The 24921-nt window shown below is 73.9% G+C and carries 23 protein-coding genes and 1 pseudogene; 13 read left to right on the top strand and 11 right to left on the bottom strand.

Annotated features, from left to right (window positions below; genetic code table 11):
* Positions 1–7 precede the first annotated feature (7 nt).
* On the top strand, positions 8–1588 hold the full coding sequence (locus UXQ13_RS11465) for a PP2C family protein-serine/threonine phosphatase (protein ID WP_336392316.1): 1581 nt from the start codon (positions 8–10) through the stop codon (positions 1586–1588).
* Here the strand turns inward: UXQ13_RS11465 and UXQ13_RS11460 are convergent.
* Positions 1575–2093: an HAD domain-containing protein gene (locus UXQ13_RS11460; protein WP_225235208.1), complete on the bottom strand. Its 519-nt coding sequence runs from the start codon at positions 2091–2093 to the stop codon at positions 1575–1577. The two genes, UXQ13_RS11465 and UXQ13_RS11460, sit on opposite strands and share 14 nt — an antisense overlap.
* Before the next feature lie 54 nt (positions 2094–2147).
* Between UXQ13_RS11460 and UXQ13_RS11455 the strand changes: the two genes are divergently transcribed.
* Positions 2148–2438: a hypothetical protein gene (locus UXQ13_RS11455; protein WP_336392315.1), complete on the top strand. Its 291-nt coding sequence runs from the start codon at positions 2148–2150 to the stop codon at positions 2436–2438.
* On the opposite strand, the gene UXQ13_RS11450 is transcribed toward UXQ13_RS11455, so the two are convergent.
* Positions 2435–3103, bottom strand: a complete 669-nt coding sequence (locus UXQ13_RS11450) for a hypothetical protein (RefSeq protein ID WP_336392314.1) — start codon at positions 3101–3103, stop codon at positions 2435–2437. The genes UXQ13_RS11455 and UXQ13_RS11450 overlap by 4 nt on opposite strands.
* 84 nt (positions 3104–3187) lie before the next feature.
* Complete coding sequence (locus UXQ13_RS11445; protein ID WP_225235209.1) at positions 3188–4405, bottom strand: helix-turn-helix transcriptional regulator; 1218 nt, start codon at positions 4403–4405, stop codon at positions 3188–3190.
* A gap of 120 nt (positions 4406–4525) precedes the next feature.
* Between UXQ13_RS11445 and UXQ13_RS11440 the strand changes: the two genes are divergently transcribed.
* Positions 4526–4717 (top strand): hypothetical protein, encoded by a 192-nt coding sequence (locus UXQ13_RS11440; protein WP_225235210.1) that lies wholly within the window; start codon positions 4526–4528, stop codon positions 4715–4717.
* A 34-nt stretch (positions 4718–4751) separates the two neighbouring features.
* Here UXQ13_RS11440 and UXQ13_RS11435 read toward each other — a convergent pair whose 3' ends face one another.
* On the bottom strand, positions 4752–5282 hold the full coding sequence (locus tag UXQ13_RS11435; protein WP_225235211.1) for a hypothetical protein: 531 nt from the start codon (positions 5280–5282) through the stop codon (positions 4752–4754).
* Positions 5283–5409: 127 nt separating this feature from the next.
* On the opposite strand from UXQ13_RS11435, the gene UXQ13_RS11430 reads away from it, so the two are divergent.
* Entirely contained in the window at positions 5410–5970 is a 561-nt protein-coding gene (locus UXQ13_RS11430) for a hypothetical protein (RefSeq protein ID WP_225235212.1), read from the top strand.
* A 335-nt stretch (positions 5971–6305) separates the two neighbouring features.
* On the top strand, positions 6306–6863 hold the full coding sequence (locus UXQ13_RS11425; RefSeq protein ID WP_225235213.1) for a hypothetical protein: 558 nt from the start codon (positions 6306–6308) through the stop codon (positions 6861–6863).
* A 201-nt stretch (positions 6864–7064) separates the two neighbouring features.
* On the opposite strand, the gene UXQ13_RS11420 is transcribed toward UXQ13_RS11425, so the two are convergent.
* The 3 genes and pseudogenes from UXQ13_RS11420 to UXQ13_RS11410 form a co-directional block, all read right to left on the bottom strand.
* Complete coding sequence (locus UXQ13_RS11420; RefSeq protein ID WP_336392313.1) at positions 7065–8795, bottom strand: DUF429 domain-containing protein; 1731 nt, start codon at positions 8793–8795, stop codon at positions 7065–7067.
* A gap of 23 nt (positions 8796–8818) precedes the next feature.
* Positions 8819–9825: pseudogene (locus UXQ13_RS11415) on the bottom strand (DUF3500 domain-containing protein).
* Positions 9826–10082: 257 nt separating this feature from the next.
* Positions 10083–10754, bottom strand: a complete 672-nt coding sequence (locus tag UXQ13_RS11410; protein WP_336392312.1) for a FadR/GntR family transcriptional regulator — start codon at positions 10752–10754, stop codon at positions 10083–10085.
* A 61-nt stretch (positions 10755–10815) separates the two neighbouring features.
* On the opposite strand from UXQ13_RS11410, the gene UXQ13_RS11405 reads away from it, so the two are divergent.
* Entirely contained in the window at positions 10816–11655 is an 840-nt protein-coding gene (locus tag UXQ13_RS11405; protein WP_336392311.1) for a fumarylacetoacetate hydrolase family protein, read from the top strand.
* 43 nt (positions 11656–11698) lie between these two features.
* Here the strand turns inward: UXQ13_RS11405 and UXQ13_RS11400 are convergent, their stop codons facing one another.
* Positions 11699–13132: an MFS transporter gene (locus UXQ13_RS11400; RefSeq protein ID WP_336392310.1), complete on the bottom strand. Its 1434-nt coding sequence runs from the start codon at positions 13130–13132 to the stop codon at positions 11699–11701.
* Between the two features lie 268 nt (positions 13133–13400).
* On the opposite strand from UXQ13_RS11400, the gene UXQ13_RS11395 reads away from it, so the two are divergent.
* Genes UXQ13_RS11395 through UXQ13_RS11385 form a run of 3 tightly spaced genes read left to right on the top strand, consistent with a single transcriptional unit; the run spans position 13401 to position 17183 of the window.
* Complete coding sequence (locus UXQ13_RS11395) at positions 13401–14258, top strand: alpha/beta hydrolase (protein ID WP_336392309.1); 858 nt, start codon at positions 13401–13403, stop codon at positions 14256–14258.
* Between the two features lie 10 nt (positions 14259–14268).
* Positions 14269–15846 (top strand): FAD-dependent oxidoreductase, encoded by a 1578-nt coding sequence (locus tag UXQ13_RS11390; RefSeq protein WP_336392308.1) that lies wholly within the window; start codon positions 14269–14271, stop codon positions 15844–15846.
* Positions 15843–17183: an amidohydrolase family protein gene (locus UXQ13_RS11385; RefSeq protein WP_336392307.1), complete on the top strand. Its 1341-nt coding sequence runs from the start codon at positions 15843–15845 to the stop codon at positions 17181–17183. Before UXQ13_RS11390 ends, UXQ13_RS11385 begins: the two co-directional genes overlap by 4 nt.
* Before the next feature lie 11 nt (positions 17184–17194).
* Here UXQ13_RS11385 and UXQ13_RS11380 read toward each other — a convergent pair whose 3' ends face one another.
* Complete coding sequence (locus UXQ13_RS11380) at positions 17195–17905, bottom strand: GntR family transcriptional regulator (RefSeq protein WP_336392306.1); 711 nt, start codon at positions 17903–17905, stop codon at positions 17195–17197.
* Positions 17906–18077: 172 nt separating this feature from the next.
* On the opposite strand from UXQ13_RS11380, the gene UXQ13_RS11375 reads away from it, so the two are divergent.
* Genes UXQ13_RS11375 through UXQ13_RS11365 form a run of 3 tightly spaced genes read left to right on the top strand, consistent with a single transcriptional unit; the run spans position 18078 to position 22755 of the window.
* The gene (locus tag UXQ13_RS11375) at positions 18078–18995 is read left to right on the top strand and encodes a GGDEF domain-containing protein (protein WP_336392305.1); all 918 of its coding nucleotides are present in this window, start codon (positions 18078–18080) and stop codon (positions 18993–18995) included.
* Positions 18992–19966: a GGDEF domain-containing protein gene (locus tag UXQ13_RS11370; RefSeq protein WP_225235219.1), complete on the top strand. Its 975-nt coding sequence runs from the start codon at positions 18992–18994 to the stop codon at positions 19964–19966. The genes UXQ13_RS11375 and UXQ13_RS11370 overlap by 4 nt, the downstream gene beginning before the upstream one ends.
* Before the next feature lie 47 nt (positions 19967–20013).
* Positions 20014–22755 carry an MGH1-like glycoside hydrolase domain-containing protein gene (locus UXQ13_RS11365; RefSeq protein WP_225235220.1) on the top strand — a complete coding sequence of 914 codons (2742 nt, stop codon included), beginning with the start codon at positions 20014–20016 and terminating at the stop codon, positions 22753–22755.
* Here the strand turns inward: UXQ13_RS11365 and UXQ13_RS11360 are convergent.
* Positions 22718–23533, bottom strand: a complete 816-nt coding sequence (locus UXQ13_RS11360) for a MerR family transcriptional regulator (RefSeq protein ID WP_336392304.1) — start codon at positions 23531–23533, stop codon at positions 22718–22720. The two genes, UXQ13_RS11365 and UXQ13_RS11360, sit on opposite strands and share 38 nt — an antisense overlap.
* Positions 23534–23614: 81 nt before the next feature.
* Here UXQ13_RS11360 and UXQ13_RS11355 point away from each other — a divergent pair, with 81 nt between their 5' ends.
* Positions 23615–23770 carry a hypothetical protein gene (locus UXQ13_RS11355; RefSeq protein WP_336392303.1) on the top strand — a complete coding sequence of 52 codons (156 nt, stop codon included), beginning with the start codon at positions 23615–23617 and terminating at the stop codon, positions 23768–23770.
* A gap of 163 nt (positions 23771–23933) precedes the next feature.
* Here the strand turns inward: UXQ13_RS11355 and UXQ13_RS11350 are convergent, their stop codons facing one another.
* Entirely contained in the window at positions 23934–24845 is a 912-nt protein-coding gene (locus UXQ13_RS11350) for an SDR family oxidoreductase (RefSeq protein WP_336392302.1), read from the bottom strand.
* Positions 24846–24921 lie beyond the last annotated feature (76 nt).

The raw sequence follows: 24921 nt of genomic DNA, 5'->3' as shown, positions 1-24921 counted from the left end.
TCCGGTGGTGCGGCGCGGCCTGGCCCGGTGGGTGCTCCTGCTGAGCATCCTGGTCATCGGCCTCACGCTGTCCGCCGCCGTCGCCGTCTGGGTCACCGAGACCCAGGTGCAGCGCACCCAGGACCGGCGCGACGACCTCGCCCAGGTCGCCCGGATCGAGAGCCAGCTGCTCACCGGGTACGTCGACGAGGAGACCGGGCTGCGCGGTTACCTCCTCACCGGCGAGGACGCGTTCCTCGCCCCGTACGCGCGGGCCGCGCTCGCCACCCCGCAGCTCACGGCGGACCTGCGCACCAGCTGGGCCGCCGTCGGCGGTCCGGCCGGGCTGGTCGACGACCTCGAGGCCGCCCACGACGTCTGGGTCGAGCACGCCCGCAGCCAGATCGCGCTGGTCGACGCCGGGAACCCGGACGCCGCCAGCAGCGTCACCGAGACCGAGCGCGGCAAGGACTACTTCGACGCCATCCGGGACCGCGAGCGGGCCGTCGCGGACTGGGTCACCACCGCCGAGGACAGCACCGCCGACCAGCTGTCCGGCCTGCAGACCCGGATGACCGGGCTGCTCGCGGCCACCCTCACCACCCTGCTCGCGGTCACCGTCGCCGGCTGCGTCGTGCTGTGGCGCTCCGTCGTCGCACCGCTGGGCCGACTGGCCGCGGCCACCCGCGCCGTGGCCGCCGGCGACCTGGCCGCGACGCTGCCGGCCACCGGCGCGCCCGAGATGCGCAGCCTGGCCACCGACGTCACCGCCATGCGCGACCGGCTCGCCGCCGACCTGCACGGCACCCGGCAGGCGCTCGACGCCCTCGCCCAGACCGGGCCGGCGGTCTCCGCGCTGCGCTCGGCGCTGGAACCAGCCGGGGGAGTGATCCCGGGGGTGGTCGTGGCCGCGCGGCTCGACCCGGCCGAGGGCGTGCTCGCCGGCGACTGGTACGACACCGTCGCGCTGTCGGCGACCCGGCTGGCGGTGGTCGTCGGCGACGTCGCCGGCCACGGCCCGGCCAGCGCCGTCTTCGCCCTCCGGCTCAAGCACAGCCTGCTCACCGCGCTGCGGGCCGGCCTCGCGCCCGGCGACGCGCTGGCCACCGTCTGCGGCGAGCTCGCCGACGTCCCGGCCGGTCAGTTCGCCACCGCGTTCGTCGCCGTCCTGGACGCCGGGCGGGGCGTGGTCGAGCACGCCAACGCCGGCCACCCCGCCGGTCAGCTGGTCGCGGCCGGAGGTCGGTGGACCGAGCTGGACACCACCGGCCCGCTGCTGTCCTCGGTGTTCGTGGGCCGGGACTGGACGACGACGACCACCGCGTGGGCGCCCGGCGACCTGCTGCTCGTCCACACCGACGGCGTCACCGAGGCCCGCGATGCCGCCGGCGCGGAGTTCGGCACCGAGGGCATCCACCGGGCGGTCGCGGCCAGTGGCACGGAGGACCCCCACCGCGTGGTGGACGCCGTGGCGGCCACCAGCATGCGGTTCGGCGGCAGCCAGCCGCGCCGCGACGACCACACCGTCGTCTGCCTGCAGCACGTACCGGTCGCGCCCGCCGCCCGGACGTCGTCCGACGTCGGCCGGGACGCGGTCAGCCGGCGCTGAGCCAGGCCTCGACGTCGTCCAGCTGGGCGTGGGTCAGGCCGGTCTCCAGCACGGGTGCGACGACGAGGACGTCGGGGTTGCCGGCCAACCAGGCGGCGGTGTCCTCGGCCTGCATGGCCAGGTCGTCGTCGATCCAGACGGTGCGCCGGCCGGGCTGCTCGGCGACCACGGCCTGGGCGGCGACGAGCTTCCACCAGTTCGGCGCACCGGCCAGGCTGGTGGTGAAGCCCGTCGGGCCCTCGCCGTCGGCGCGCTCGTGCACCCGCAGGCCGCGCGGTAGACCCATCGGGTCGGCCAGCAGCTCGTCCGCGTGGTGCACCCAGGTGGTCAGCCACTGCAGCTCGATCCGGCCGCTGGCGTGCCAGTCGGCCAGCCGCCGGGTGACCGTCGGGTCCCAGGACAGCGTGTAGCCGCGGAACACCCCGCGCTCCCGCCCGGCCACCCCACCGCCGTCCAACGCGTTGAGCACGCCGTCGACGTCGAGCAGGACCAGGGGAGGGTGCACGGTCCCGTCCTACCCTGCTGGCGCTCCCGCCGCCCAGGCAGCACTGTGTGCGGCATGGGGAAGCTGATCGCCGTCGTGCTGGTCCTCGTCGTGCTGGCCCTGGTCGCCCGGACCTACCAGCGCAGCCGGACGCCGACCCGCCCCGCCGTCCGGCGCCGCGACACGTCGTCCGACGGCGGGGGAGCGGTGACCTCGACCGGCTGGTCCGACGGCGGCGCCGACTATGGCTCCGGCCGCAGCCACGGGCACCACGGCTCGGACGGCGGCGCGGACGGCGGTGCCGACAGCGGTTCGGACGGCGGGGGCGGCGGCGACGGCGGGGGCGGTGGCGGCGGGGGCGACTAGCTCCGCCGCGTCACCGCGGTGCCGAACCAGCCGATCCCGGCGAGGGCGGCCAGCTCGAGCAGGTAGCCGGGGATGGTCAGGCCGACCACCGGCAGCACCTGCGAGGCGACGACGGCGACCAGCGCGGCCGGCACGAACCAGCGCGGCGTCGTCCCGGCCCGCAGCGCCGCCACCAGGCCGAGGATCCCGCCGAGGGCGATCACCGCGGTCGAGCCCAGGATGGTGGGCAGCAGCAGGTCCAGCCGGCCGTTGAGCGACCCGACCAGCTCGGCACCCTCCGCCGCAGGCAGCACGGCGGGGTCCACGGCAAGCACGAACGGCAGCGCCTCGGCGGTGATGACCAGGCCGAAGACGATTCCGCCCAGGCTGACCAGCAGCGCGGACACGCACGCCAGCACGGAGTGCCGGCCCAGCAGCACGAGGAAGACGGCCGCGGCGACGAACGACACGATGTAGCCCGGGCCGCCCACGTACAGGTTCATCTGCCAGTACCCGGCGCGGGCGGCGTCGGCGACGTCGATGGTGCCGTCGAACGGTCCCTCCCAGATCGTGAACACCAGCCGGGCGACGAGCGAGGCCAGCAGCAGGGCGAGCAGGACGACGGCGCCGCGCGGTGCGGCAGCCGGAGCGTCGACGGGACGGGCGGAGCGGACGGACTGGGACACAGGTGACCTCCGGGGTCGATCGGGTGTCTCCACGCTGGCTCCCGCACGCGCCCGGGCGCATCGGCCCCAACACCTATCTGCAGGTCAGGAGGTGTGCTGCAGCCAGATCCGGGTGGCCTGCACCCGGCGGTTCGTCCCGCCGTCCGCCCGCAGGTCGAGCTTGGCGAACACCGACCGGAGGTGGGCGTCGACGGTGCGCTCGGAGATCACCAGCTGCGCCGCGATCCCGGCGTTGCTCGCGCCGGAGGCCAGCAGACCCAGCACCTCGCTCTCCCGCGCGGTCAGCCCCGGCACCCGGGTCGGCGTCCCCGGCTCGGCGGGTGCGAGCGCGGCGGCCAGCCGTCCGCCGCCCACCCAGGCGCCCCCGACGACGAGCACCGCGAGGACGGCGACCGCGGCGACGGTCAGCGTCGGGCCGAGGTCCACCGCGGGGGCGGCCAGCAGGGTGCCGGCGCCGAGGACGACGAGGACCGCGGTGGCGACCGTCGTCGTCCGCACGACGGCGGGCACGGCCGCGGCGGCGTCCCGCGAGGCGAGCACGGCGCAGCCGGCCGCGCACGTGCTGCCGCCGGCCAGCGCGACGAGGAAGGCGACCGAGCCGAGGGCGGGGTCGACCGCGCCGGGGTCGCGGGCGACGGCCAGCAGCAGGCAGAACAGCACGACCAGGGGCGCGGCGGCCGTGCCGGCGGCGGCGATGCCGAGTCCGGCGCGCGCCGGCCCCTGCGAGGTGAGGGCGGCCCGGCCGAGGCGGACGGGGAGCAGGAGCAGAGCCAGGCCGGCGGCGAGGGTGAGCAGCGCACCGACCGGTGCGGCGGCGGTGCGCCAGGCCTCGGGGGCGATGGTCGCGACCCCGGCGAAGGGGTCGGCGGGGCTGGTCAGCAGCAGGTTGGTCGCGGTGGCGGCAGCGAGCGCGCCGGTGACCACACGGGCGTCCCAGGCGGGGTCGGAGCTGCGGCGGACGGCGGCGGCCGCGGTCAGCTGGGCCAGCAGGAGCGGGGGGATCCAGGCCGATCCCCAGATCGCGACGGCGAGCGCGCTGCCGGACCCGACGGCCCAGGCGGCAGCGGCGAGGTAGGCCAGCAGCGAGGCCGACAGGCAGCGTGCGGAGCGCCGGGCGGCACTGGTCAGCCGGGTGGACGCGACCGCCGTGGCGACCGCCCCGCCGGCCAGCGCGAGGGCGCCGACCGGGTCGGTGGCGAAGCCCTGGTCGCCGTCCCAGCGCAGGGCGGTCAGGGCCAGCACGACGCCCGCCCCGGCCCCGGCGACCAGGACGTCGGGGCGCGCCGTGGGCCGGACATCCATGCGGGGCAGCGTGGTGGACCCGGTGCCGGGCGGCAAGGCCCCTGGCTGCGTGGTCGGCGAGCTGAGGCATGCTGGACGGTCGATCGGCCCGCTCGGGGCCGCAGCACGAGGAGGACGGACATGGCGAAGACAGCTGCCAAGGACGCCAAGAAGGCCGTGAAGAAGGCCGAGTCCCGCTGGGAGAAGCTGCTCAAGAAGGTCAACAGCAGCGACAAGGGCAAGGACCGCAAGCGGGCCAAGAAGGCTGCGAAGAACGCCGAGAAGGCTGCCAAGCAGGCGCGCAAGGCGGCCAAGAAGGCCAAGAAGAAGTGATCTGCCGGTCCCGCCCTCCCGGGGGCGGGACCGTTCACTCCGGCGGGAGGCCCTGGGCCGTGCGGATGCGCGACCGGGTGACCAGCAGCTGCTCGGCCTCGCCGGCGTCGAGCTCGTCGTCGGTGGACAGCTCGATCCGGGCCAGCCCGATCGCCGTCCAGCGGGAGGCCTGGGCCAGGTCGCCAGCGGTCTCGAAGACCTCGGCCATCGCCAGGCAGTCGGAGACGTCGGGCCGGGTGCGCCGCAGCTCGTCGGCGACGGCCTGGGCCTCGTCCCGACGGTCGGACGCCAGCAGGACGGCGGCGATCGAGCACCGCGGGTCCGGGACGGCGCGGCGGCCCTCGACGTCGACCGCGCGGCGGAAGACGGCGATCGCGGCGTCGGTGTCACCGGCGAGGTCCAGATGCCAGCCGGCCTCGGCCAGCAACTCCGCGGTGGACGGTTCGTCGTCGGGGTGCTCCACCTCGGCCCACCCCAGGATCTGCTCCGCCAGCTCGCGGTGGGCGTCGGGGGAGCGGTGGCCCTCGGTGGCCTCGAGGTCGTCGTAGGTCAGGGGCTCGCGCACGCCGACGACAGTACGGAGGGCGTCCCGTCCACAGGCAGGTGCCCGGCGGGTCACTGACCTGCATAGACTCCCGCGAACTGTCGGATGACCACGGGAGCGGACTGTGCGACGAGGTGCGTGGGCGTCGGTGCTCGCGGTGCTGGCGCTGGCCGTGGCCGGCTGCTCGGAGCCGGAGCAGCCGAGCACGAGCCTGCCGACCGCCGTGAGCACGTCTGCGGAGCCGACGTTGGAGGCATTGGGGCCGGCGGATTTCCCGGTGCCGCCGGAGGCGCGTGAGCAGACCGAGGCGGGCGCGATGACGATGGCGACGTACTACCTGGACCTAATCGACCACACGAAGAACGAGGTGGGTACGCCTGCCTTGGATGCGGAGCCACTGCGCGCCCTGAGTGCCGACTGCGATGTCTGCGGGCAGATTGCCGCCAGCTTCGAAAATGGTCAGAGCCTGGGGTATCGGTACAGCGGCACGGAGTTGGATGAGCCGGACTTCGGAACTCTGACCGTTAGCGGTTCCTCTGCGGACGTTCCGTTCACTGTCCAGCAATCGGCGCTCACCGTCACCGGGCCCGATGGTGCTGAGGTGCGTTCCACTCCCGCTGTACTGCTGCGCGGCGGGATGGTCTTCGAATGGGACTCGACCCGACAAGCGTGGGTCGCAACCCAGCTCAACTTGGTCCAAGACACGTGATCCGCCGGGCAACGATCGTGCTCTGCGTCGCGATGGCCGTAGCGTTGCTGAGCGGGACTGCAGCAGCCATCGCGGCCGGAGAAGATTGCGGATACGGCACTTGCCCAGACGCCCCCGAGGTAGCTGCCGGCGATGGCGCGCTCTTCCCGTCCTACTACGAGGAGCGCCCAGGCTCAGTCGACTTCGCGAGCAACGCAGGGCCGGCTGACGCGCCACCGCCGCCATTCGAGTGGCGTCTCAGGACTCCTTGTCAGGCCGACGATGCGAACCAAGGAGGCTGCAACCCAGGTCAGCCCACCTGCGCCGCTCCGCCGGATCGGATCGTCAACTACTACGTGGTGTCCCGGCGCGCGCTGGTGGTCGAGGGGCCGGAGGTCGGTGCGGTCAACGGGAACTGGGCGCTCGTCGGGGCCCGGTGCGTCGACGTCACCGACCTGAACCCCGCACCGACTCCCGAGGAGGTGTTCCGGTACTTCCAGACCCTCCCGCTCCCGCAGCTGACCACCGCCGTCCAGCCGCCCGGCGGCACCGTCCTCGTGGGGCTGCCAACGATCTTCTACACCGACGCGCCGACCGAGCAGGTGTTCACCGTCGACATCCGCGGCTTCGCGGTCGTCATCACCGCGGTCGCCCAGAGCTTCACCTGGCACACCGGCGCCGGCGACGCCGTCGTCACCTCGGACGGTCCGGGCGCCCCGTACCCGGACGAGACGGTCACCTTCGACTACACGTCCGGCAGCTACTCGACCTACCTCACCGTCACCTGGGGCGGCACCTTCACCGTCGACGGCAGCGCTCCGGTCGACGTCGCGGGCACGACCACCACCGACGGGCCCGCCGTCCAGCTGACCGCGGTCGAGGCGCACGCCGTCCTCACGAACCCCTACGACTGACCGCGCCCGCCAAGCGAGGCGTCATCTGACGCCGAGGAACCACAATCGGCGCGGAATGGTGCATGAGCGTCATACGACGCCCAGCGCGGCGGCCACCACCCACCGCGACGAGGCGTCATATGACGCTGAGGCATCAGAACCGCCGCCGAATGGTGCGTGAGCGTCATGTGACGCCCAGCGGCCACGCGGCCACCAAGCTAGCTACGCGTTCAGCTTCTCCCACCGCGCCGCCAACGCACCGCGCCGATCCGCGTTGCCGTGCAGGTCCACGTACCGCATCCCGAAGCCCGCCAGCAACGCGTCGTCCAGCCGCCGCACCGCACCCGGCGGATACCGGTAACCCATCCGCTCCGCGATCGCCGCGTCGTCCGCCGACCGCAGCACCTCGCCCAACTCGACCAACGACGTCACGCCCAGCTCGAGCAGCAGCCCGGAGATCCAGTCGTAGTGGTCCGGCCGAGACCAGCCCGCGTCGGCGTACTGCCCGGCCAGGAAGGCGGCCAGCTCGCGCGGGGCGATGCGCGGGTCGTCGGGGTCCTCGTCGTCCACGGCCGCGGCCGGCGCCGGGGCGCGCAGCCGCTCGCGGATCGCGGTGAACTCCTGGTCGGCCAGCTCCAGCAGCCCGGCGGCCAGGGTGAACCGGCGGTCGAACTCCGAGGCGTGCTCGGCCGGCACCGTGCCCTTGTAGCGGATGTCGTGCTCGAACTCCGCCCACGCGTGCTGCAGCACCGTGCGCACCTGGACCTGCACCCGCCGGTCCACCAGCGCCGGCCACTCACCGGCGCGGGCGGCGTCCAGACCGATCTGCAGGTGCCGGCTGGAGTAGCCGAACCTGCCCTCCCGTGCGGTCTGCGAGCCCAGGTCGCGGTCGTCGTGCACCACGACCTGGTCCCCGAGCAGCTCGGCCACCGCGACCACGTCGCTCTGCACGTAGGTGATCACCCGGACGCCGACCGTGTCGCCGATCTCGGCCGCCGGGTCGGTGTAGATCCGCACGCCGTCCACCTCGCGGGTCGCCTTCTCCGCGAACGACGCCACCGTCTTCGCCCGCCCAGCGACCGACAGGTAGTTGATGCCCGCCTCGTCCAACAGGCCGGTGACCAGCGCGAGCGCCTGCTCGGCGGCGGCCGCCGTCGCCGCGAACCCGTCGGCGTAGGCCTGGATCGCCCGCTGCGCCGGGTCGATCGCCGCGGTGACCGGCGGGCCGGGCTTGAGGTCCGGCGGCAGGGTCGGCGTGACGATCGCACCCTCGGCGGCGCTGCCGTAGGTGGTCACCTCCTCCGGACGGCGGACGGCGACCCACGCGACGTAGGCGCAGACCACCGCGTCGACCTGGTCCTCGACCACCCGCAGCTCGCTCTTGCGGGTCGCGGTCTGCACCGCCGAGCGCAGCGCCACCCAGCTCGGACCCAGGTCCAGCTCCGGCACACCCTCGAGGTGGCCCATGAGCACCAGCAGCTCCGCGCGCAGCCCGTCCACCGTCCGGCCCGGCTTGTTCTTGTACTTCAGCGTCCGGCCCAGCCGGAACAGCGCCACCGTCGCCGCGTGCGGGTAGACCTCGATCGCCCGCCGGTCCCGGCCCGAGCGCGGGTCCAGGTCCAGCCGCAGCCGCTTGCCCAGCCGGCCGCCCCGGGTGTCGCCGTCGGTGAACTCGGGCTTGCCCTGGTTCGTCGGGTGCGCCCCGGCCTGGAACTTTGCGAAGTCGGCGTTGAGCTCCCGCTCCGCCCGCCGGTTGCCGGTCTCGTTGGGCACCAGCAGCGGCGCGTCGATGGCCACCACGCACGGCCCGGCGGTGAACGGCTCCAGCGCGGCGACGATCTCGTCGTCGGTGCGGACGGCGCTCACGTGCAGCAGCCGACCCCCGTCGTCCAGGACGGCGAGGCCCGTCGGGTTCTTGAATCCCCAGGCGAGGTCGATCCCGATGAGGTGCACGGGCACAGCCTGCCCTGTGCGACCTAGCTACCCGCGGACGCCCGGCCGGCCTGCCACTGCCGGACCCACGACCGGCCGTAGTCGTTGCCGTGCGGGGTGCGCAGCACGGTGTGGATGTGGAAGGGCTTGGGCGTCCGGTAGTCCAGGAACACGCCGCAGTGGTGGTCCAGCTCGGCGATCAGGACGGGGGACTGCAGCCGGGAGTAGAAGACGTCGCCGTCGCCGTGCCCGCCGATCCAGCTGAACGTGGTCTCGGCCCAGTGCTCCTGGACCTCGCGGAGCTTGGCCGCCCGCGGACCCTCGGGCAGCAGCGCCAGCGCCCGGGCGGCGACGGCGAGCGCGGCCTCCTGCGCGGCCGGCGGCAGGTCGGCGACCCGGACGCCCTCGATCGGGATCACCCGGTTGTCCTGGAACGCCCCGCCCAGGTGCCGCTCGTCGCCGGGGTGCACCCGGCCCTCGGGCATGGCCGGGTCGACCATCTCCGCGTAGACCGTCGCGGCGGCCCGCTGCTCGGGCGTCATCCCGGCCATCACCGCCCGGTTGGCGGCGATCCGGTCGGCGAAGGAGCCGGTGCCGGCGTGCGGGCCCTCGTCGATCACGTCGGGCTCCGCGCCGAGGAACACGGGGGAGACGACCATCCGGCCCTCGACCACCAGGCAGTTGACCGCGCAGTGGTGGCCGTAGAGCTGCCACCCCCAGGGCGCCCGCAGGTCGGGCTCGCCGTAGACCGCGATGTTGTAGCTGAACTCGTTGAGCACGGTGGGCAGCCCGACGACCTCGCCGAGGAAGCCGTTGATCAGCATCATCGCGTGCGCCTGCTCGTACCCCTCCGGGGACAGCGAGGCGCCATCAGCGCCAGCGCGGCCTCCCGGACGGCGACCGGCTGGAACTCCAGCCGCAGCCCGGTGTCGAACTGCATGAACTCCGGGTTGGCCCAGGTCTGCCACTCGACGGCGTCCACCTCGTGGGTCACCCGGGCCCGGTCGTCGTCGTCGAGCAGGCCGAGCAGGGCGTGCGCCGCGTCGACCATCGCGGCCACCGGCGCCTCCTCGCCCGGGCGAGCGGGCTCCAGCGGGTGCAGGCCCTCGCGCAGGGTGCCGTCCTCGGTGATGCCGCGGAACGGCGACCGGTACAGCGGCGTCCAGCCCTCGACCAGGCCGCCGGTGAAGGTGCCCGGCGTCCGCGCGTGGTCGCGGTAGTCGTAGGGGTCCAGGCCGGCGACCTCGGCGATGCGGGGGTGGCCGGACGGGAAGAGGTACTGGCGGAACTCGGACATCGTCGTCCCCTTCACTCGTTGTGCCGGGCGACGGCAGCCCGGACGGCGGCCTCGTCGCCGGCGGCGATCGCCTCGACGAGGTCGTGGTGCACCTGCACGCGGTGCTGGCGGTAGGTCGGGTCGACGTCGTCCGGGCGGACCTCGGCGGCGTCGAGCTGGCCGAGCGTGGCGGTGTAGACCGCGCGGGCCGTGGCGTTGGGGCAGGCCGCGGCGATCCGCTCGTGCAATGCCCAGTTGGCGTGCAGGAACGACGGCCAGTCAGGAGCCTCGGTCAGGACGGCGAGCAGGGCGCGCAGCTCGGCGATGTCGGCCTCGGTGCGGCACCGGGCGGCGCCCACGTCGACCAGCACCTCGAGGTGCTCGCGCAGCTCCACGGCGTCGGCGACGGCGGCCGGGTCGTCGGCGACGGTGAGCAGGGTGTGCCGCATCCGGACGACCGGCCCGCGGTCGGCGGCGAACAGCCCACCCCCGCGGCCGGGCCGGATCTGCAGCAGCCCGCGGTCGCGCAGCAGCCGGACCGCCTCGCTGACCGTGGAGTAGGCGTACCCGGTCTCCGCGCGCAGCGACTCGATCGTGCCGACCGGGTCGCCCGGGGACGCCGTCGCCAGCCGCTCGCCGAGGTCGGCCGCCAGCTGCTCGGCGCGGGTCCGGACGCCTTGTCCCGGTGCGGTTCGCTGTGCCATGGTCGAAGTGAATCGCAAACCCCCGAACCTTTCAAGGGTTCAGATTGGCAGAGGTGGACGGATGAGACTCGTGGGCATCGCGCGGGACGGTGGCGTCGTCGCCGGCTCCCTCGCCGACGACGGCGGCACGGTGCGGGAGATCGCCCCGCTGGCCGACTTCTGGGCCGACCCGGCCCGGCACCTGGCCGCCGAGCCGACCGGTGCCCCCCGGCCGGTGGGCGAGGTCGAGCTGGTGCCGCCCGTGCTCCCCGGCGCACGGGTGGTCTGCATCGGGCTGAACTACCTCAAGCACATCGCGGAGGGCTCCTTCAGCGGCGAGCCGCTGCCCGAGCACCCGACGCTGTTCGCCCGTTGGACGGCCTCGCTCACCGTCGGCGACGCCGAGGTGCCGGTGCCGGTCGACGAGGACGGGCTGGACTGGGAGGGCGAGGTCGTCGCCTGGGTGGGGGAGACCCTGGTCGACGCCACCCCGGAGCAGGCGCTGGCCGCCGTCGTCGGGTACTCGACGTTCAACGACATCACCGCCCGCCGGGCGCAGAAGCTGACCAGCCAGTGGATCCTCGGCAAGAACGCCGACCGGTCCGGCCCGCTGGGCCCGATGGTGCCGGCCGCCGAGGTCGGCGACCTGCGCGACGGGCTGCGCGTGCAGACCCGGGTGAACGGCGAGACCGTGCAGGACGGCAGGACCGACCAGATGGTCTACGGCGTGGGGGAGACCCTGGCGCTGGTGTCCCGCACGATGACGCTGCACCCCGGCGACCTGCTGGCCACCGGGACGCCGTCCGGCGTGGGCTACGCGCGGACGCCGCCGTGGCTGCTGCAGCCCGGCGACGTCGTGGAGGTGGAGGTCGACCGGCTCGGCGTCCTGCGCACCACCGTGGTCGCCGGCCGGACCGCCTGACGCGAGGGGTGCTCCGGCTCGACCGGAGCACCCCTCGCACCCCCTACGCGGAGATCTCCTCCAGGGCCCGGTTGCGGGTCTCGATCCCGCCGACGGCCATGGTGACCAGCCCGACCACGCAGAACCCGGCCAGGATCGCGAAGATCGCACCGGCCCCGCCGTGCCCGTTGAGCAGGTACCCGAAGATGCTCGGGGACAGGATGCTGGCCACCCGGGCCAGGCTGCTCGCGCTGGAGCTGGCGAACCCGCGCATCCGGGTCGGGTAGAGCTCGCTGGTGTACATGTACAGCGAGACCGTCGGCAGGATGATCCCGATGGTCATGATCACGCCGGTGGCGAAGAGCACGGGCCAGCTGGAGTTGTCCAGCAGGTCGATGTTCACGAACCCGAACAGCGCGCCGACCCCGGCGATCGCGAAGCCGGTCATGAACACCCGGCGGCGGCCCAGCCGCTCCACCAGCGAGGCCACGACGTAGCACATGGCCACCTGCACGGCGCCCAGGATCACGGTCAGCAGCAGCGACCGGGTGGGCACCAGCCCGCCGATGGACACGTAGAGGCTGGGCAGCCAGACGGTGAACCCGTAGGTCACGAAGAACGTCGAGAACCAGATGATCCCGAGCACCAGCGTCCGCGACCCGTAGGGCGCCTCGAAGAGCTCGCGCAGCCGGGCCGGGCGGTGCACCGTGGCCGCAGCGACCACCTCGGGCTCGGGCAGGGTGCGGCCGGCGGACGTGGCCGACTGCTCCAGCCGGGCCACGTGGTGCTCGGCCTCGTCGAGGCGCCCCTTGTCGGCCAACCAGCGGGCCGACTCCGGCAGGGTGAACCAGGCGACGACGGCGACCACCAGCGGCAGCGCGCCCAGGCCCAGCAGGGTGCGCCAGACGGCCTCGGGCTCCATGCGGGGGATGAGCAGCAGCGCGATCAGCGGGGCGAAGAACAGGCCCCAGGTGAACAGCGACTGGTAGACGACGGAGAACCGGCCGCGGTTGCGCCGGCCCAGGTACTCGTTGACCAGCGTCGCGGCGATGGGCACCTCGGCGCCCAGCCCGATGCCCTGCAGCAGCCGGAAGACCAGCAGGCTGTCCGCGCTGGTGGCCAGGGCGCAGCCGATCGCCAGCGCGCCGAAGACGGCCAGGCAGGAGATGAACGCCAGCCGCCGGCCGATCCGGTCGCTGAGCGCGCCGATGACCAGCGCACCGAGGAACTGGCCCAGGTGGCCGGCGCTGACGATCAGGCCGGCCTGGCTGAAGTCGATGCCGAAGGTGGCGACCACCAGCGGCAGGACGACGGCGAGGCTGATGGCGTCGAAGCCGTCGAAGAACGTGCCGCCGCCGACGATCGACGCCAGACGGATGTGGAACCGGCCGGTGGGGACCCGGTCGATGCGGGCCGCGATCAGGGCCGAGGCCTCGCCGCTGGTCGAGGTGGGCGGTGCGGTGCCGGCCCCGGAGCGGGGGCGTGCTGGCGAGGCCATGGGGTTCTCCTGTGAACGTGGCAGGCCGGGAGGGGGAGTGGTGGAGCCGACGCGGTCCCGAGGTCTACGGGGTGACCTGCGTCATGTCCGCAGATAGTCGGCGCTGCGGCAGAGAACGTCAAGCACTTTCGAAAGTTTGCTCCGAGGCGGTCGGGACCGGCGTGACGCCGTTGGGCAGTTTTCGAATCCTTGGTTGACAATCAGACGATGAGCTGTCGACCATCGTCGACGGCACCACGCGGTGCCGACCGTCCCCCGAGGAGGAACCGTGTCCGGTGTGGCTGACGTCCAGGTCCGGGAGGGCCTGGTCTACGAGGACCGGCCGACCGGGCCGCTGGCGCTGGACCTGCACGTGCCGCAGGGCCGGGTGCGTCCCCCCGTCGTGCTCTACGCCCACGGCGGCGGCTGGCTGGGCGGGCGCCGGACCGACTTCGCCGAGCGCCTCACCGCCCTGGCCGCGCAGGGGGTCGCGGTGGCGAGCATCGACTACCGCACCGTCGACCTGGCGGCCTGGCCGGCCCAGGGCCACGACGTCCTGGCCGCCGCGGCCTGGCTCCGGGAGCACGCCGACGAGCTGGGTGTCTCCGGTGACCCGGTCGTGCTCATGGGCAGCTCCGCGGGCGCGCACGTGGTCACCCTGACCGCACTGAGCAGCCCCTCGCCCGACGTCGCCGGCATCGTGGCGCTGTTCGGCCGGCACGACCTCGCCGCGACCGCCCCCAAGCCGGCCGCGCACCTGGAGGTGCCCGCGGTCATCCGCGCCGACGCCCCGCCCGCCGGGTTCGAGCACCTGGACCAGCGCGGCAAGCTCGCCCTGCTGGCCGGGGTGCCCGTCGCCGACCTCACCGCCGAGCGGTTGGCCGAGCTGAGCCCGGTGCACCACGCCGGCCCGGACGCCCCGCCGGTCTTCCTCGCGCACGGCACCGCCGACGCCCTCGTGCACCACTCCCACGCGCTGCGGCTGGCCGGCGCCCTCGCCGACGCACCCAGCCGGTCGGAGGTCACGCTGGTCCTGGTTCCCGGCGCCAACCACGAGGACGACGCCTTCGCCGACCCGCGCTTCCTCGGCTCGGTCGCCGCGTTCGTCGACCGCTGCACCGCACCCCTCACCAGCTCCGCCCGCTGAGCCCCACCCCGTGACCAGCAGAGAGGCCCAGGTCATGAACCCCCAGCCCCACGCAGCCCAGACCCAGGAAGCCCCGCACACCGATGCCGACGTGGTCGTGGTCGGAGGCGGTCCCTCCGGCCTCGCCCTCGCCGGCGAGCTGGCCCGCTCCGGCGTCCGCGTCGTCCTGCTTGAGCGCCGCATGTCCGGCGTCCAGTCGCGGGCCGGCACGATCCTGCCCCGGGTGCTGGAGCTCTTCGACTCCCGCGGGCTGGCCGAGCGGTTCTTCGCCCGGGCGCGGGAGATCCGGGACAACCCGTTCGTCCCGGTGCACATCTGGGCCGGCATGAAGCCGGTCCACTGGCGGAACCTGGACACCCGCTTCCCGCACCGGTTGATCCTGCCGCAGAGCACGACCGAGGAGATCCTCACCGAGGACTGCGAGGCCGTCGGCGTGGAGATGGTCCGCGGCGCCACGGTGGCCGGGCTGGTGCAGGACGAGGACGGCGTCACCCTGGACGTCGACATGGAGGACGGGCCCGCCCGCCGGGTGACCGCCCGCTGGGTCGTCGGCTGCGACGGCGGCCGCAGCGCCGTCCGCAAGGCCGTCGGCATCGACTTCGTCGGCCGGGACGAGACCTTCACCGGGATCATCGTGGACATCGCCATGGTCGCGCCGTGGCCCGAGGTCCGGAAGGTCACCGACAACGACCGCGGCTGGGTCAACGCCTACCCGTTCGCCCGCGGGGACGACCCGGTGCTCCGGTTCAACATCGTGCACGTGGACAGCCGGCTGGCGGCCAAGAACGAGCCGGTGACCACCGAGGAGGTCCGCCGCGACCTGACCGAGATCCTCGAGATGGACCTGGAGTTCGACGACCTGCTGTGGGCGTCGCGCTACACCGACGCGATGCGGCTGGCCGACCGGTTCCGCGAGGGCCGGGTCTTCCTGGTCGGCGACAGCACCCGCATCCACTACCCGGCCAGCGGGGTCGGGATGAACTTCTGCCTGCAGGACGCCTTCAACCTGGGCTGGAAGCTGGCCGCGGTGGTCAAGGGCCAGGCCCGGCCCGAGCTGCTGGACACCTACGAGGCCGAGCGCCGCCCCGTGGTGGAGGCGCTGCTGGAGAGCGTGAACGCGCAGTGCGCGGTGCAGTTCGACTTCAGCGTGGGCGGCATCGCCTACAAGCGGTTCTTCGAGCGCGAGCTCATGCCGCTGCCCGACGTCAACCGGCGCCTCGCCCTGGACCTCAACGGCCTGGCCGTCGACTACCCGACCCCGGCCGGCAGCCACCGGCTGGCCGGGCGCCGGGTGCACGACGTCGAGCTGCAGACCGAGCAGGGGACGACGCGGATCGGCGAGCTGCTGCGCGGCATGGACTTCCTGCTGCTGGACCTCACCGGCGACGACCCCTACCGGGACAGCAAGCACGGCGCGGCGCCGGTCCAGGTGGTCAGCGGCGTCCCGACGCTGTGCCCCGACGAGCTGCGCGGCGTCGGCAGCCTGCTGGTCCGCCCGGACGGCTACGTCGCCTGGGCCGAGGACGGACCGGGTGACCCCGCCCGGGCGGACGCGGCGATCGACCAGTGGCTGGAGGTCGTCCGATGAGCCGGCGCACGCTGCTCCGCGGTGCCCGGCTGGTCACGATGGACCCCGACCTCGGGGACCTGACCGGTGACGTCCTGGTCGAGGACGACGTCATCGCGGCCGTCGGTCCGGACCTGGCGGTCACCGATGCCGAGGTGGTCGACGCGGCCGACTGGATCGTGGCCCCGGGGTTCGTCGACACCCACCGGCACACCTGGCAGAGCGCCATGCGGCACACCTACGCCGACCTGGACCCGATGCAGTACTTCGCCGAGGTGCTCGAGCGGATCGGGCCGTCCTTCGAGCCCGAGGACGTCCGGGTGGGCAACCTGCTCGGCGCGGCCGGTGCGCTGTCCGCCGGCACCACCACGCTGGTCGACTGGTCGCACATCCAGAACACCCCCGAGCACTCGGACGCCGCGGTCGCGGGCCTGCGCGAGGCCGGCATCCGCGGGGTCTTCGCGCACGGCTGGCCGCTGGTCACCGACGGCAGCTGGACGGTGGCCAGCACGCTGGGGCACCCGCAGGACATCCGTCGGGTGCAGGCCGAGTACTTCTCCTCGTCGGACCAGCTGCTGACGCTGGCCATGGCGATGCGCGGGCCGGAGGAGGCGTCGCCGGAGGTGTTCACCGCCGACCTGCGGCTGGCCCGCGAGCTGGGCATCCGCAGCACCGTGCACGTCGGGGCCTACGCCCGGCACGCGCACGACCACGCGGTGGACCAGTACGCGGCGGCGGGCCTGCTCGGCCCGGACATGACCTTCGTGCACTGCAACCGCCTGCACCGCCACGAGCTGCAGCTGATCGCCGACGCCGGGGCCTCGGTCTCCCTGGGCGCGCACTGCGAGATGAACTCCGCCGGGATCGGCGACATCCCGCTGGACCACCTGCTCGACATCGGGCTGCGCCCCAGCCTGAGCGGTGACACCGAGACCAAGTGCACCGGGGACATGTTCACCCAGATGAAGATGGTCTTCGCCGCCTACCGGTTCTGGACCGGCGGCGGGCACTCCTCGGTGGAGCGGCCGGTGCCGCTGCGGATGCGCGACGTCCTGAAGTTCGCGACCGTGCACGGCGCCCGCGCCGTCGGCATGGCCGACCGGATCGGGTCGCTGACCCCGGGCAAGCAGGCCGACCTGGTCTGCGTCCGGGCGACCGACCTGAACATCGCGCCGTCGCTGGACCCGGTCGCCTCGCTGGTGCTCGCCGCCCACGAGGGCAACGTGGACTCGGTGATGGTGGCCGGCCGCTTCGTCAAGCGCGACGGCCGGCTGGTCGGCATCGACCAGCGCGCTCTGCTCGAGCAGGCGCTGGCCTCCCAGGAGCGGATCGGCGCCCGCACCCGCGCGGCGGGCTGAGGTCCGGCCGGTCAGCCGGGGACGACGGCGTCCCTGGCCGACGGCAGGCCCTCCTGGCCCTCCAGGGCCAGCAACCGCTCGGCCGGGGCGGAGATGTGCTCGGTGAGCAGCTCCACGGCGAGGTCGGCGTCGCGGGCGACCGCGGCGTCCATCAGACCCCGGTGCGCCTCGGCGGCGTCCAGGTGGGCGTCGGGGCCCAGCGACAGCGACCAGTGCCGGTACAGCTCGGCCTCCTCGCGCAGCCGCATCGCGATGTCCAGCAGCCGCCGGTTGGGGCAGCCGGCCAGCAGCGCCTCGTGGAAGGCGGCGTGCACCTGGTCCCAGGTCTCGTTGGGCCGGGCCTCGTCGGCGGGGTCGGCCACCGGGGTGCGGGCCAGCATGTGGTGGGCGGCGACGGTCCCGGTCTCCCACGCCAGGTCGCCGTGCTCGACCGACAGCCGGAACACCATGGTCTCCACCGCGATCCGGGCCGCGGTCAGCTCGCGCAGGTCCTCGTAGGACAGCGGGGTGACGTGGAAGCCCTGGTGCGGCTGCATCCGGACCAGGCCCTGGTCGGTCAGCCGGGACAGCGCCTCGCGCACGACCCCGGCGCTGACCTGGAACTCCGCGCACAGCACCGGGAACTTCAGCCGGTCCCCGGGGCGCAGCCGGCCACGCAGGATGTCGCTGCGCAGCCGCTGCAGGACCTCGTCGACCCGGGTGCCGGTCTCGGTCTTCGCCACCGCCTCATCCTAGGGCCGGACGGCGGAACGTCGACCCATCTTTCGAAAATCGTCGGAGCCCTCCGGACCCGGTCACCCGGGAGGAGGAGGCCCGGTCAACGGGCAGGCACCCGCTGCCGAACACCTCTGCGTGCAGGACCCCGCGCAGACAGGTGCGGCCACGCCCCGGGTGATGGCCGAGACGCTGGCTGTCCTCTTCACGGCCGGCACCGTGGTGGGCCTGCTGGTCGCCCTCGGCACCGAGCTGGACGACGTCCGCCGGTGGCTGGTGGTCGGCATCCTGACGTGCACCGGGGGCTCCGCGCTCGGTCTGGTCGTGGCCGGCCGGCGGGTTCCGCGGGTGGTGCTGCAGGCGCTGGTCGGGGGGTCGGCGGTGCTGATCGCACTCGCGGTGCTGGTGCCGGTCGACGCGTTGTCGGCGGTCGCGCTCGCCTGCCTGCTCGCCTTCGTCGTGGTCGACTCCTGCTACTTCTTCTCCCGCCGGTTCGCCGTCGGGCACGTGCTGGGCGGGTTCGTCGTCGTCGACAGCGCCCTGCTGCTGCGCGGGGACGTCGCGGCGGGGACCGTGCTGGCGCTGAACACGATCATGGTCGCCCTGGCCGTCGTCACCCACCGGCTGGCCGTGCGCGCCTCGGGCGCGAGCTCGGACCCGCTGACCGGCCTGCCCAACCGCCGCGCCTTCGACGACGCCCTGCAGGACCTGGTCCGGGACGGCGGCACGGCCTCGGTCGCCCTGCTGGACCTCGACCACTTCAAGGAGATCAACGACACCAGCGGTCACGAGGCCGGTGACCGGGTGCTGCTGCGGGTCGCCGAGGTCCAGCTGCCCCCGGGGGCGCTGCTGGCCCGGCACGGCGGGGACGAGTTCGCCCTGCTGCTCCCCGGCCGCGGCGGCGAGGAGGCGGTCGTCGAGGTCTGGCGGCTCTGCGACCGGCTGGTCGACACCGGCCTGTCCTGCGGCGTCGCGCAGTTGCACGCCGGGGAGTCCGCCGCCCAGCTCATGCGGCGGGCCGACGGCGCGCTCTACGCCGCCAAGGCGGCCGGCCGCGGTCGGGTCGAGCTGGCGTCGGCCGCCCGGGTCGCGTCGTGAGGCGCCGTCGCGCCCCCGAGGTGGCCACCCCGCGCGTGATGGCCTCGACGCTGTCGCTGTTCTACGTGCTGGGCGGGACCAGCGGCCTGCTGGCGGTGCTGGGCAGCGCCCCGGACCAGCCGCGCCGGTGGGCCGTCGTGGCCATCGCGGTGTCCGCCGTCCTCTCCGGCGCCGCGCTGCACCGGTGGGGCGCCCGCTGCCCGCGGGCCTTCTTCCACCTGCCGGTCGCCGTCGCCAGCCTGCTCATCGCCCTGGCCGCGTTCCTGGCCCCGGATCCGGTCACCGCCCTGGCCGTCGGCGCGATCATGATGTTCGTCGGGGTGGACGCGTTCTTCTACTTCGCCCTCCTCGAGGGCCTGGCCCAGCTGGCCCTCGCCGTCGGGGCGGTCACGGTGGCCCTCCTGCTGCGCGGCGGCCTGCCCACCACCACGGTGCTCGCGCTGGGCGTCGTCGTGGTCGCGGTGGGCGTGGTGACCGGCCGGCTGGTCGCCCGGGCCTCGGTCGCCGGCGTCGACGGGCTGACCGGGCTGGCCAACCGCCGCGGGTTCGACGAGGCGCTGCAGGAGCTCCTGCGCCCGGGCGTCGTCCTCAGCGCGGCCCTGCTCGACCTCGACCACTTCAAGGAGATCAACGACACCGGCGGGCACGCCGCCGGCGACGAGGTGCTGCGCCGGGTCGCCCGGGCCTGGCGGCGCGCGCTGCCGGCCGGATCCGTGCTGGCCCGGCACGGCGGCGACGAGTTCGCGCTGCTGCTGCCCGGGCGCACCGGACCCGAGGCGCTGGCCCTGGTCGACCGGCTGCGCGACCTGCACCCGGACGTCGGGATGTCCTGCGGGGTGGCCCAGCACCGGCCGCGGGACACCGCCGCCCAGCTCATGCGCCGGGCCGACCAGGCGCTGTACACCGCCAAGGCCGCCGGTCGGGGCCGGGCTGCGCTGGCCACCGAGCCCCGGGAGTCCGCACAGCGCTAGGGCTGTCGGTCAACAGGATCGTCACCCGGGCATGGCACCGTGTCCGCGTGCCACCCAGCCGAGTCCGCGTCCCGAGCGTCAAGGACATCCCGGTCGCCCCGCCGCCCGGGCCCCAGGACGCCGTCGACCCCCGCAGCGCCGAGCACGCCCGGCTGGCCGAGTCCACCGACCAGTCCGCGCCCTGGCGCATGTGGGGTCCCTACCTCGCCGGCCGCCAGTGGGGCACCGTCCGCGAGGACTACTCCGCGAGCGGCGACGCCTGGGCCGGGTTCCCGTTCGACCACGCCGTCGCCCGCGCCTACCGCTGGGGCGAGGACGGCCTGGGCGGGTTCTGCGACCGCTACGGCTTCCTCAACTTCTCCGTCGCCATGTGGAACGGCAAGGACCCGATCCTCAAGGAGCGGCTGTTCGGGCTGACCAACGACGAGGGCAACCACGGCGAGGACGCCAAGGAGCACTGGTGGGCCGTCGACGGCACCCCCACGCACTCCTGGGTGCAGTGGCTCTACCGCTACCCGCAGGCCGAGTACCCCTACGCGAAGCTGCGCGAGGAGAACAAGAAGCGCTCGCGCATGGAGCGGGAATACGAGCTGTCCGACACCGGCGTCCTGGACGAGGACCGGTTCTTCGACGTCCAGGTCAGCTATGCCAAGGCCGCCCCCGACGACATCTGCATCACCGTCACCGCCACCAACCACGGCCCGGACCCCGCGCCGCTGCACCTGCTGCCGCAGGTCTGGTTCCGCAACACCTGGTCCTGGGGCCGGGACAAGCGGCAGGGCCACCTGACCCAGCTGCTCGCGCCCACCCTGACGGCGTCCGGGCTGGAGGCCGTCGAGGCCGAGCACGGCTTCCTCGGCCGCTACGTGCTCGCCGCCGAGGGCGCCCCCAAGGTGCTGTGCTGCGACAACGAGACCGACTCGGTGACCCTGTTCGGCGACCGGCGCAACGCCAGCAAGTACCCCAAGGACGGCATCAACCGCCGGGTCGTGCACGGCGACAAGTCCGCGATCAACCCCAGCGACTCGGGCACCAAGGCCGCGTTCTGGTACAGCTGGGACGCCGTCGCCCCCGGCGAGACGGTGACCGTCAAGCTCCGGCTGACCACCGACGAGCCGGTGGACGGCATGTTCGCCGAGTCCTTCGACGAGGTCTTCGCCGAGCGCAAGGCCGAGGCCGACGCCTTCTACGCCACCGTGATCCACCCGGGCCTGTCCGACGACGACCGGCACGTGGCCCGCCGCGCCTACGCCGGGCTGCTGTGGACCAAGCAGCTCTACCGCTTCGACGTCTCGCAGTGGCTGGACGGCGACCCCGACGTCCCGGCCCCCGCCGACCGCGCGCAGAAGGGACGCCGGAACACCACCTGGCGGCACGTGGCGCTGGCCGACGTGATCTCGATGCCCGACGAGTGGGAGTACCCCTGGTTCGCCGCCTGGGACACCGCCTTCCACACCATCCCGCTGGCGCACGTCGACCCCGACTTCGCCAAGGAGCAGCTCGTGCTCATGTGCCGCGAGTGGGCGATGCACCCCAACGGCCAGCTGCCCGCCTACGAGTGGGCCTTCGGCGACGTCAACCCACCGGTGCACGCCTGGGCGGCCTGGCACGTCTACCGGATCGACGGCTACCGGGACCGGGAGTTCCTGGTCCGGGTGTTCACCAAGCTGCTGCTCAACTTCTCCTGGTGGGTCAACCGCAAGGACGCCGACGGGTCCAACGTCTTCGAGGGCGGCTTCCTCGGCATGGACAACATCGCGCTGTTCGACCGGTCCGCGCCGCTGCCCCCGGGGTACCGGCTGGAGCAGTCCGACGCGACGAGCTGGATGGCGTTCTACTGCCAGCAGATGTTCAAGATCGCCCTGGAGCTGTCCCGCTACGACAAAGCGTGGGACGGCACGGCGACCAAGTTCCTCGAGCACTTCCTGTCCATCGCCGAGGCGATGAACGCGTTCGGCTCCAACGAGGTCTCGCTGTGGGACGAGGAGGACGGCTTCTTCTACGACGTCCTGGTCGCCCCCGACGGCGCCGCGCAGCCGATGCGGGTGCGCTCGATGGTCGGCCTGCTGCCGATCCTCGGGGTCACCGAGGTGCCGCACTGGATCACCCAGGAGGTCCCCGACGTCACCGAGCGGCTGCGCTGGCTGCAGCGCCGCCGTCCCGAGCTGGTCGCGCCGCTGCGCAGCCGGTCGGCACCCGAGGGCCGCAAGATGCTGCTGTCGCTGGTGGACAAGGACCGGCTGCGCCGGATCCTCACCCGGATGTTCGACACCGAGGAGTTCCTCTCCCCGTTCGGCATCCGGTCGCTGAGCAAGTCCACCGGTGAGGTGATCGCCAAGGTCGGCGGCCGGGACGCCCGGATCGAGTACGAGCCGGGGGAGTCGCGGACGGCGCTGTTCGGCGGCAACTCCAACTGGCGCGGGCCGGTCTGGTTCCCGGTGAACGTGCTGCTGGCGGACAAGCTGCGCACGCTGGGCCGGTTCTACGGGGACACGTTCACCATCGAGCTGCCCACCGGCTCGGGCAACCACTGCACGCTGGTGGACGCCGCGGACCTGATCGACAACGGGCTGACCGCGCTGTTCCGCCCCGTCGACGGCAAGCGCCCGGCCGACGGCGACCGGATCGAGGCCTCGGACTCCCCGCTGTGGCGCGAGCACCCGACGTTCAGCGAGTTCTTCGACGGCGACACCGGCGAGGGCCTGGGCGCCACCCACCAGACCGGCTGGACGGCGCTGGTCGCCCACCTGCTCAACCCGCGGTTGCCCCCGGACCCGCGCTGGAGCTGAGCGAGAAGACTGGCCAGCCGATCTCGGTGCGCCAGGCCGAGCTGTCCGGGGTGTCCCGGGGCCCGACCAGGTAGGTCTCGCGCACCGGGCCGGCGACGGCCAGCGCGTGGTCGGCGACCCACCGGCCCAGCTCGCCGTAGGTCACGTCGATCGCGTCGTGGTCGCCGACGTGGGTGCGCACGGCGAGCTCGACGGCCGGCAGCACGACCGGGTGCACCCGCCCGGACGTCGGCGCGGCGCCGGTGGGCAGGTGCACCAGCACCGCGCCCCGGCCGGCGGTGAACAGCGCGTCGTCGTAGCTGCCGCCCGGCGGCCCGGCCGGCGCGGGGACGACGGCGTGCAGCTCGGCCATCGCCCCGGAGTACCAGGTGAGGACGTCGTCCAGACCCACCACCGCCTCGACCGCGGCGACCGGGGTGGCCGGCACCGACCGCAGCTCGACGTCCACCGGACCCGGGTCCAGCAGCCGCTGCAGCGACACCACCGCGGCCCGGGTGCGGGCCAGCTGGTCCTCCAGACGCTGCAGGTGCCCGGCCACCAAGGCGGCGCGGGCACCGGGGTCGGCGGTCTGCAGCACGGCGCGGACGTCGTCCAGGGGCAGGTCCAGCGCGCGCAGCTGGTGGATGACCTGCGCGGTGGGGATCTGGTCGGGGGAGTAGGAGCGGTAGCCGGTGGCCGGGTCCACCCGGGCGGGCTCGAGCAGGCCGCCGTCGTGGTACCGGCGCAGGGTGCGGACGCTCAGGTGGGTGAGGGTCGCGAACTCCCCGATGCTCAGCACGGGCCCGACTCCGCACCCTCTCCCCGGGGGAGGGTCCCGCGTGTTGACCCTCCCGACGGGGGAGCGCGCACGGTGCCCGGCATGACGAACCTGCCGAGCACCGTGACCGCCTACCTCGACCAGCCCGCGATCGACCAGTTCACCGCCGACGCCTCGGTCACCGACGAGGGTCGCACGCACCACGGCCCCGCGGAGATCCAGGCCTGGCTGGACCGGTCGGCGTCGGAGTGGACCTAGACGACCGAGCGCACCGGCAGCGCCCGCGTCGACGACGACCGCTGGACGGTCACCAACCACCTGGAGGGCGACTTCCCCGGCGGCGTGGTGGACCTGGTCTTCCGCTTCACCCTGCGCGAGGGCCGGATCGCCGAACTGGTCATCGCACCGTGAACCCGGGGGCTCAGCGGGTGTAGCGGCCGGCGTCGATGTCCTCCACCAGGGTGGGGTGCGTCGGCGTCCAGCCCAGCAGCTCGCGCGTGCGGTCCGACGACGTCGGGCTGTCCAGGCCGAGCACCGACCCGAGGAAACCGAAGTGCGCCTCGGCGTCGGCGGCCGGCAGCGAGGTCACCGGCAGGTCCAGCGCCCGGCCGATCGCCTCGGCGATCTCCCGGGTCGGGATGCCCTCCTCGGCCACCGCGTGCAGCACCGAGCCGGCCGGTGCCTGCTCCACGGCCAGCCGGAACAGGGTGCTGGCGTCGGCGCGGTGGACGGCCGGCCACCGCGTGGTGCCCTCGTCCACGTAGGCCGACGTGCCGGTGGTCCGGGCGGTGGTGACCAGGGCCGGGATGAACCCGGTGTCGCCCTCGGCGTGCACGGTCGGGGACAGCCGGACGACGACCGAGCGCACCCCGCGGTCGGCGGCCTCCAGGGTCAGCTGGGCGGTGTGGTGCCGGGCCAGCACGCCCTGCGGGTCGCCCTCGACGGTGCGGCCGTCGTCCTCGGTGGCGGTCCGTCCCGGGGTGACCCCGAGTGCGCCGGAGGCGATCACCAGCGGCTTGTCGGTGCCGGCCAGCGCGTCGACGAACGCCTGCACCGCCTCGCGGTCGGCGGACGCGGCCTGGGCGCCCTGCCCGGTGAAGGCCAGGTCGTGCTTGAAGGCCAGGTGGACGACGCCGTCGGCCTGCTGCGCGCCGGTTCGCAGCACGTCGAGGTCGTCGAGGGAGCCGCGCAGGACGTCGGCCCCGGCGGCGGTGAGCGCCCGGGCGGAGTCGTCGGAGCGGGCGAGGCCGGTGACCCGGTGGCCGGCGGCGAGGAGCTCCGGGACGAGGGCGGACCCGATCCAGCCCGAGGCGCCGGTGATGAAGACGTGCACGATAGGTACCTCCGAGGAGTGACGGCAGTGGCTGACATCGACGCTACACGCTCATGTCAGGGACTGTCATCAGTAG

The organism is Klenkia terrae (genome assembly GCF_037083865.1).
Classification (GTDB): domain Bacteria; phylum Actinomycetota; class Actinomycetes; order Mycobacteriales; family Geodermatophilaceae; genus Klenkia; species Klenkia terrae.
Note: the sequence above shows the minus strand (reverse complement) of the source record. Positions and strands in the feature narration are given on the sequence as shown.